The organism is Stenotrophomonas sp., from assembly GCF_050737075.1.
In the GTDB taxonomy this organism is placed as follows: Bacteria; Pseudomonadota; Gammaproteobacteria; order Xanthomonadales; family Xanthomonadaceae; genus Stenotrophomonas.
Genome location: NZ_JBOHXV010000147.1, coordinates 1 through 6879, shown reverse-complemented (window position 1 = coordinate 6879; position 6879 = coordinate 1). Strand labels below are relative to the sequence as shown.

Sequence of the window (6879 nt, the reverse complement as noted above, 5' to 3'; positions counted from 1 at the left end):
GCCTACGTATCGGGTCCTGCGTTCATGAAGGCCGGCCAACGGCCGGCGCTACCCGTCAATGCTCGTGAACGGCCGGGGCGTCGGCGCCGCCTTCCAGCTGGTCCAGGAAGTCCACCGCCCGGCGCAGGTGCGGGATGACGATGGAACCGCCGACCACCAGGCCGACCGAGAAGGTCTCGAAGAACTCCTCGCGGGTCACCCCGGCGTCCTTGCACTGGGCCACGTGGTAGCTGATGCAGTCGTCGCAGCGCAGCACCATGGAGGCCACCAGGCCGAGCAGTTCCTTGGTCTTCACATCCAGCGCGCCGGCCTGGTAGGTCTGGGTGTCGAGCGCGAAGAAGCGCCGCACCACCTGGTTGGGCTCGCCCAGGATGCGCTGGTTCATGCGCTGGCGGAATTCGGTGAATTCGGCGATGCGGTCCTTGCTGCTGTCGTCGGAAGCGCTCATGCGCCCTCCCCATTCAGCAGCGGCTCGAGCTTGCCTTCCCGGTGCAGGGCGATCATGTCGTCGTAGCCGCCTACGTGAACCTCACCGACGAAGATCTGCGGCACGCTGGTGCGGCGCGTCTTGGCCATCATCTTTTCGCGCTCGGCCGGGTCCAGGTCGATGCGGACCTCGGTCCAGCTCTCGCCCTTGCTCTTCAGGAAGTTCTTGGCGGCCACGCAGTACGGGCATACGGCGGTCGAATAGATGGTGATGGGCGGCTTCCCACCCGGGTTGGCAGCGGCATCTTGGTTCACGGGAAACTCCACAGCGGAACGAGTGTCTGTATATGGTAGCCGTCGGCTGGATTTTCCATGTCATCACCGCAACACTGTGGATTAACCGCAGATTTGCACATGGCCTGTCACGCTGACGCCCTTGCCCGCTGCCCCGGTCCCACCAGGAGTTCCGTTTGCGCACCCTGCTGCTCTCTGCTGCGTTGACCCTCGCCCTGGCCGCGCCGTTGGCCTCGGCCCAGGACAGCAAGCTGCCCGACATCGGCTCCTCGGCCGGCGAACTGCTGACTCCGGCGCGGCAGGCCGAGTACGGCGGGATGATGCTGCGCGAGCTGCGCAACTACGGCTACCTGCTGGATGACCCGCTGGTGGACGACTGGCTGCAGACCATGGGCGCGCGACTGGGCTCCAACAGCGCCCAGCCGCGCCAGCCCTACACGTTCTTCATGCTCAAGGACCGGCAGATCAATGCCTTTGCCACCCTGGGCGGCTATGTGGGGGTCAACGCCGGCCTGGTGCTGACCGCCGAGCGCGAGGATGAAGTGGCGGCCGTGCTGTCCCACGAAATCGCCCACGTCACCCAGCAGCATGTGCTGCGCGGGGTGGAACGCGCCCAGCGCGACCAGATTCCGATCCTGCTGGGCATGCTGGCGGCGGTGGTGGCCGCGCAGCAGGCCGGCGGCAACTCCTCGGGCGATGCCACCATGGCCGCGATCACCTCCGGCATGGGGCTGATGCAGCAGCGGCAGATCAACTACACCCGCAGCAACGAGTCCGAGGCCGACCGCCTGGGCATCCGCACGCTGGCCCGCAGCGGCTACGACGTGGACGCGATGGCCGGCTTCTTCGAGCGCATGTCCGCCTCGATGCGCGGCAATGCCGGGGGCTATTCGGTGCCGGACTTCCTGCAGACCCACCCGGTCAACACCACCCGCATCAGCGAGGCCAAGGCCCGCGCCGAGCAGATGAAGAAGGACACCGTGCTGCTCACCACCGCCGTGCCGGGCGGGGTGCGCCAGGAGCGCGTGAACCCGTCCGACCCGGCGCTGTCCGACCCGCTGGTCCGGCGCGGCAATCCGCTGCTGCCGGCGTCGATGCAGATTTCGGTCAACGCGCTGCAACGCGGCCCCACCGGGCAGTTCGAGTGGGCCCGCGAGCGGCTGCGCGTACTCAGCGCCGACACCCCGGGCGAGCTGGCCACCGAATACCAGAACCTGCAGCGCGCGCAGAAGGATGGCCTGAGCGACCCCCAGCGCTACGGCCTTGCCCTGGCCCAGCTGCGCAACAGCGGTGCGGCCGAGGCAAAGCGGACGCTGGCCGACCTGCTGCAGACCCACCCGGACAACCTGTGGGTGGCGCTGGCGCTGGGCGAGGCCGAATCGCGCTCCGGCCAGCCGGCGCAGGCCAACGCCCGCTTCGACACCCTGCTGCGCCAACACCCGGGCAGCCGGCCGGTGGCGCTGACCTATGCGGAGGTCCTGAATGAACAGGGCGGACGCGAGGCCGGTCAGCGCGCCCAGGCGATGCTGCGCCCGCTGCTGTCGCAAAGTGGCAATGATCCGGTTTTCCAGCAGCGCTACGCCCGCGCCAGCGAACTGGCCGGCGACACCGTCCGCGCCAGCGAAGCCTATGCCGAGGCCGCCTTCCTCAATGGCCGCCCGGAGCAGGCGCTGATGCAGCTGCAGGCGCTGAAGAAGCAGCCCGGGCTGGATTACGTGGGTCGCGCGCGGGTCGATGCCCGGATCGAGAGCATCACCCCGACCGTTCTGGAGATGCGCCGCCAGGGCATTGAAGACCCGGAACTGGAGCGCCGCTGAGGGCCTGGCGGCCGGGCCGGTATGACCGCCGGATGGCAGATGCGCCGCGGTCGTCACAAACATGTCATGAAACCGTAGTCTACTGGGCTCAATCCCGGTCTGATGAGTAATACGGTGGGCACGTGCAGAAACGCATCCTGATCGTCGATGACGAACCCGCGATCCGCGAGATGGTCGCCTTTGCCCTTCGCAAGGGCGACTACGACCCCATTCATGCCGGCGACGCCCGCGAGGCGCAGACGGCGATCGCCGACCGCGTGCCGGACCTGATCCTGCTCGACTGGATGTTGCCCGGCACCAGTGGCCTGGACCTGGCACGGCGCTGGCGCAAGGAGGCCCTCACCCGTGAGGTGCCGATCATCATGCTGACCGCGCGCGGCGAAGAGAACGACCGTGTCGGTGGCCTGGAAGCCGGCGTGGACGACTACGTGGTCAAGCCGTTCTCGGCGCGCGAACTGCTGGCCCGCATCCGTGCGGTGATGCGCCGCGCCCGGGATGACGACGAGGACGGCAGCGTGGCGGTAGGCACGATCCGCATCGACGGCGCCGCGCACCGCGTGTTCGCCGGCGACCAGCCCGTGCCGATCGGCCCGACCGAGTACCGCCTGCTGCACTTCTTCATGACCCACCCCGAACGGGTCTACACCCGCGCGCAGTTGTTGGACCATGTCTGGGGCGGCAGTGTGTACGTGGAAGAACGTACCATCGACGTGCACATCCGCCGGCTGCGCAAGACGCTGGAGCCGTTCGCGGCGGAGAACATGGTGCAGACCGTTCGCGGTGCGGGTTACCGGTTCTCCACGTCGACCTGATCGCTTGATTCAGCGGGGCAGAGCCCTTCCACAGCGGGGCAGAGCCCCGCTCTACGGATTTCATTTACGAGAGTGCAATGCCGCGCCACATCCGTTCTGCCTGGTTGAAAACCCTTGCCACGCTCGCCGTGCTGCTGCTCGCGGCCGGCCTGCTGGGACTCGCAACCGGCCATGTGTGGATGTGCATCGCACTGGCGTCCATCGGGGCGCTGGCCTGGCACTACTGGCGGCTGCGCAAGGTGCTGCGCCGGCTGACGGCGCGGCAGCGCTGGGATATGAGCGGCGGCAACGGCGTGTGGAACGAGCTGGACCGCCTGCTGTACCGCAATCAGCTGGAGATGCGCACGCGCAAGCGGCGCCTGCTGGACATGCTGCGCAGCTACCGCGCCGCCGCCGCCGCGCTGCCCGATGCGGTGGTGGTGGTGGACCGCAACAGCCAGCGCGTGCAGTGGTTCAACGAAGCGGCGACTTCGCTGCTGGGGCTGCATCACCCGGGCGACCTTGGCGAGGCGCTGGTCGAACGCCTGCAACCCATGCCGCTGGCGCATTGGCTGGCCGGCGGCCGCAACGCCGAACCGATCCTGGACGTGGCCTCCCCGGTCGATCCGGCGATCCGGCTCAACCTGCGCCTGATTCCCTATTCGCCGGACTACTGGCTGCTGATCGCGCGCGACGTGAGCAAGCTGCTGCGGCTGGAACAGGTGCGCCGCGACTTCGTCGCCAACGTCTCGCATGAACTGCGCACCCCGCTCACGGTGGTGCACGGCTACCTGGACATGATGGAGCCGGAAGACTTCCCCGGCACCGGCCCGATGCTGGAGGAAATGCGCAAGCAGTCCCAGCGCATGGCGCAGCTGGTCGAAGACCTGCTGACCCTGTCGCGGCTGGAGTCTCAGGAACATACCGAAGAAGAGACCGTGGCGATGGCGCCGATGCTGGCCACGCTGCGCCGGGAAGCCGAGGCGCATAGCCAGAGCCGCCATACCATCAGCGTGATCGACAGCGCCGGGGTGGACCTGCAGGGGTCCAACAAGGAACTGCACAGCGCCTTCTCCAACCTGGTCACCAACGCCGTGCGCTACACCCCGGCCGGTGGCCGGGTCGAAGTGGAGCTGGCGCGCGAGGGACAGGGCGTGGTGCTGGCGGTGCGCGACACCGGCTACGGCATCCCGGCCACCCACCTGCCGCGCCTGACCGAGCGCTTCTACCGCGTTTCCAGCAGTCGCTCGCGCGAGAGTGGCGGCACCGGGCTGGGCCTGTCGATCGTCAAACATATCCTGGGCCTGCACCACGCACGCCTGGAGATCCAGAGCGAGGTCGGCAAGGGCAGTGTGTTCTCATGCCACTTCGATGCCGACCACGTGCGTGAGCGCACCGAAGTGGCCTCCCTTCCTTCAGCAGAAGACTTCTCCGCATGAGCACCCTCGTTCCCATCGCCGTGCCGGCGGACACCGACCCGCTGCGCGACCCCGCGCTGTACATCAACCGCGAGCTGTCGCAGCTGGACTTCAATTTCCGGGTACTGGCCCAGGCCATGGACCCGCAGGTGCCGGTGCTGGAGCGGCTGCGCTTCATGTGCATCTCCTGCACCAACCTGGACGAATTCTTCGAGATCCGTGCCGCGGCCGTGCGCCACGCCCAGGAGTTCGGCCTGCCGCCCGCGCCGGACGGCATGACCCCGCAGACGATCCTCAACGCCATCCATGACCGCGCCGCGCAGCTGGTGGACCAGCAGTACCGCTGCTGGAACGAGACGCTGCGCCCGGCGCTGCACGAAGCCGGCATCGACGTGCTCGGCCGCCACTCCTGGAACCATCGCCAGAAGCGCTGGCTGCGCGCGTACTTCCGCAACGAGATCATGCCGGTGCTGTCCCCGCTCGGCCTGGATCCGTCGCACCCATTCCCGAAGATCCTCAACAAATCGCTGAACATCGTGGTGGTGCTCAAGGGCACCGATGCGTTCGGCCGCGCCGGCCACCTGGCCATCGTGCGCGCCCCGCGCTCGCTGCCGCGCATCATCCAGCTGCCCGCCTCGCTGGGCAGCGCGCAGACCTACGTGTTCCTGTCCTCGGTGCTGTCCACCTTCGTCGGCGAGCTGTTCCCGGGCATGGAAGTCCAGGGCGCCTACCAGTTCCGTGTGACCCGCAACTCCGAGCTGGTGGTGGACGAGGAGGAAGTGGAAAACCTGGCGCTGGCGCTGCGCGACGAGCTGGTCGACCGCGGCTACCGGCCGGCCGTGCGCCTGGAGATCGCGCAGGATTGCCCGCGCGACATCGTGCGTACCCTGCTGCAGAACTTCGGGCTGACCGAAAACGCGGTGTACCGCATCGATGGTCCGGTCAACCTCAACCGTGTCATCCAGCTGTACGACCTGCTGGCCCGCCCGGAACTGAAGTACCCGCCGATGAACCCGCGCACGCTGCGCGACAGCGACGGCATCTTCGAGGTGGTCGCGCGCCGCGACGTGCTGCTGCACCACCCGTTCGATGCCTTCACCGCCGTGCTGGACCTGATCAAGCAGGCCGCGGTGGACCCGAATGTGCTGGCAATCAAACAGACCCTGTACCGCACCGGCAAGGATTCGCTGATCGTCGATGCGCTGATCCTGGCCGCGCGCAACGGCAAGGACGTCACGGTCGTCGTGGAGCTGCGCGCGCGCTTCGACGAAGAGGCCAACCTGGGCCTGGCCGACCGCCTGCAGGAAGCCGGCGTGCAGGTGGTCTACGGCGTGGTGGGCTACAAGACCCACGCCAAGATGCTGCTGATCGTGCGCCGCGAGGGCCGCAAGCTGCGCCGCTACGTGCACCTGGGTACCGGCAACTACCACAGCGGCACGGCGCGCGCGTACACCGACCTGAGCCTGATCACCGCCGACGCCGACATCGGCAACGACGTGCACCTGCTGTTCCAGCAGCTGTCCGGGCTGGCCCCGCGCACCCGCCTCAAGCGCCTGCTGCAGTCGCCGTTCACCCTGCATGACGGGTTGCTGCAGAAGATCGAACGCGAAATGCGCCTGGCCAGCAGCGGTCGGCCGGGACGGATCATCGCCAAGATGAATGCCCTGAACGAACCGCAGGTAGTGCGCGCGCTATATGCCGCTTCCCAGGCCGGCGTACAGATCGACCTGATCGTGCGCGGCGCCTGCACGCTGCGCCCCGGCGTGCCGGGCGTGTCCGACAACATCCGGGTGCGCTCCATTGTCGGGCGCTTCCTGGAACACAGCCGCGTGTACTGGTTCGGCAACGACGGCGCTTCCGAGCTGTACTGCGCCAGTGCGGACTGGCTGGAACGCAACCTGCTGCGCCGGGTGGAAACCTGCTTCCCCATCCTGGACCCGGAACTGGCGCGCAAGGTCTACCGCGACGTGCTGCAGAACTACCTGGACGACAACCTCAACGCGTGGGAGCTGCAGGCCGACGGCAACTACACCAAGTGCGCGCCCGGCCATGACGAGGCGCCTCATTCGGCACAAATGGCGTTGATGCGGGGATTGTGATCTCCGAGGGCCGGCCAACGGCCGGCGCTACCGG

The 6879-nt window shown here is 67.8% G+C and carries 6 protein-coding genes; 4 read left to right on the top strand and 2 right to left on the bottom strand.

The annotated features are described in order from the left end of the window. Positions 1-55: 55 nt before the first annotated feature. The gene (locus tag ACREPD_RS21265; RefSeq protein WP_431601134.1) at positions 56-448 is read right to left on the bottom strand and encodes a carboxymuconolactone decarboxylase family protein; all 393 of its coding nucleotides are present in this window, start codon (positions 446-448) and stop codon (positions 56-58) included. Then, positions 445-741 (bottom strand): glutaredoxin 3, encoded by a 297-nt coding sequence (grxC, locus tag ACREPD_RS21260; RefSeq protein ID WP_421570710.1) that lies wholly within the window; start codon positions 739-741, stop codon positions 445-447. Before grxC ends, ACREPD_RS21265 begins: the two co-directional genes overlap by 4 nt. 155 nt (positions 742-896) lie before the next feature. Here grxC and ACREPD_RS21255 point away from each other — a divergent pair, with 155 nt between their 5' ends. From ACREPD_RS21255 to ppk1, 4 genes are all read left to right on the top strand, one after another. Beyond that, on the top strand, positions 897-2537 hold the full coding sequence (locus tag ACREPD_RS21255; RefSeq protein ID WP_431601133.1) for a M48 family metalloprotease: 1641 nt from the start codon (positions 897-899) through the stop codon (positions 2535-2537). A 122-nt stretch (positions 2538-2659) separates the two neighbouring features. After that, positions 2660-3349, top strand: coding sequence for a phosphate regulon transcriptional regulator PhoB (gene phoB, locus ACREPD_RS21250; protein ID WP_123728486.1), 690 nt, complete (start codon positions 2660-2662; stop codon positions 3347-3349). Between the two features lie 77 nt (positions 3350-3426). After that, the gene (gene phoR, locus ACREPD_RS21245) at positions 3427-4767 is read left to right on the top strand and encodes a phosphate regulon sensor histidine kinase PhoR (protein ID WP_431601132.1); all 1341 of its coding nucleotides are present in this window, start codon (positions 3427-3429) and stop codon (positions 4765-4767) included. Beyond that, a complete protein-coding gene (gene ppk1 / locus ACREPD_RS21240) occupies positions 4764-6845 on the top strand; it encodes a polyphosphate kinase 1 (RefSeq protein ID WP_421570707.1) in 2082 nt (693 codons plus the stop codon). Before phoR ends, ppk1 begins: the two co-directional genes overlap by 4 nt. Positions 6846-6879: the final 34 nt, after the last annotated feature.

Excerpts from the sequence above, each read along its gene's own strand:
- ACREPD_RS21265 (WP_431601134.1), bottom strand. The coding sequence starts at position 448 with ATGAGCGCTTCCGACGACAGCAGCAAGGACCGCATCGCCGAATTCACC.
- phoR (WP_431601132.1), top strand. The coding sequence starts at position 3,427 with ATGCCGCGCCACATCCGTTCTGCCTGGTTGAAAACCCTTGCCACGCTC.
- ppk1 (WP_421570707.1), top strand. The coding sequence starts at position 4,764 with ATGAGCACCCTCGTTCCCATCGCCGTGCCGGCGGACACCGACCCGCTG.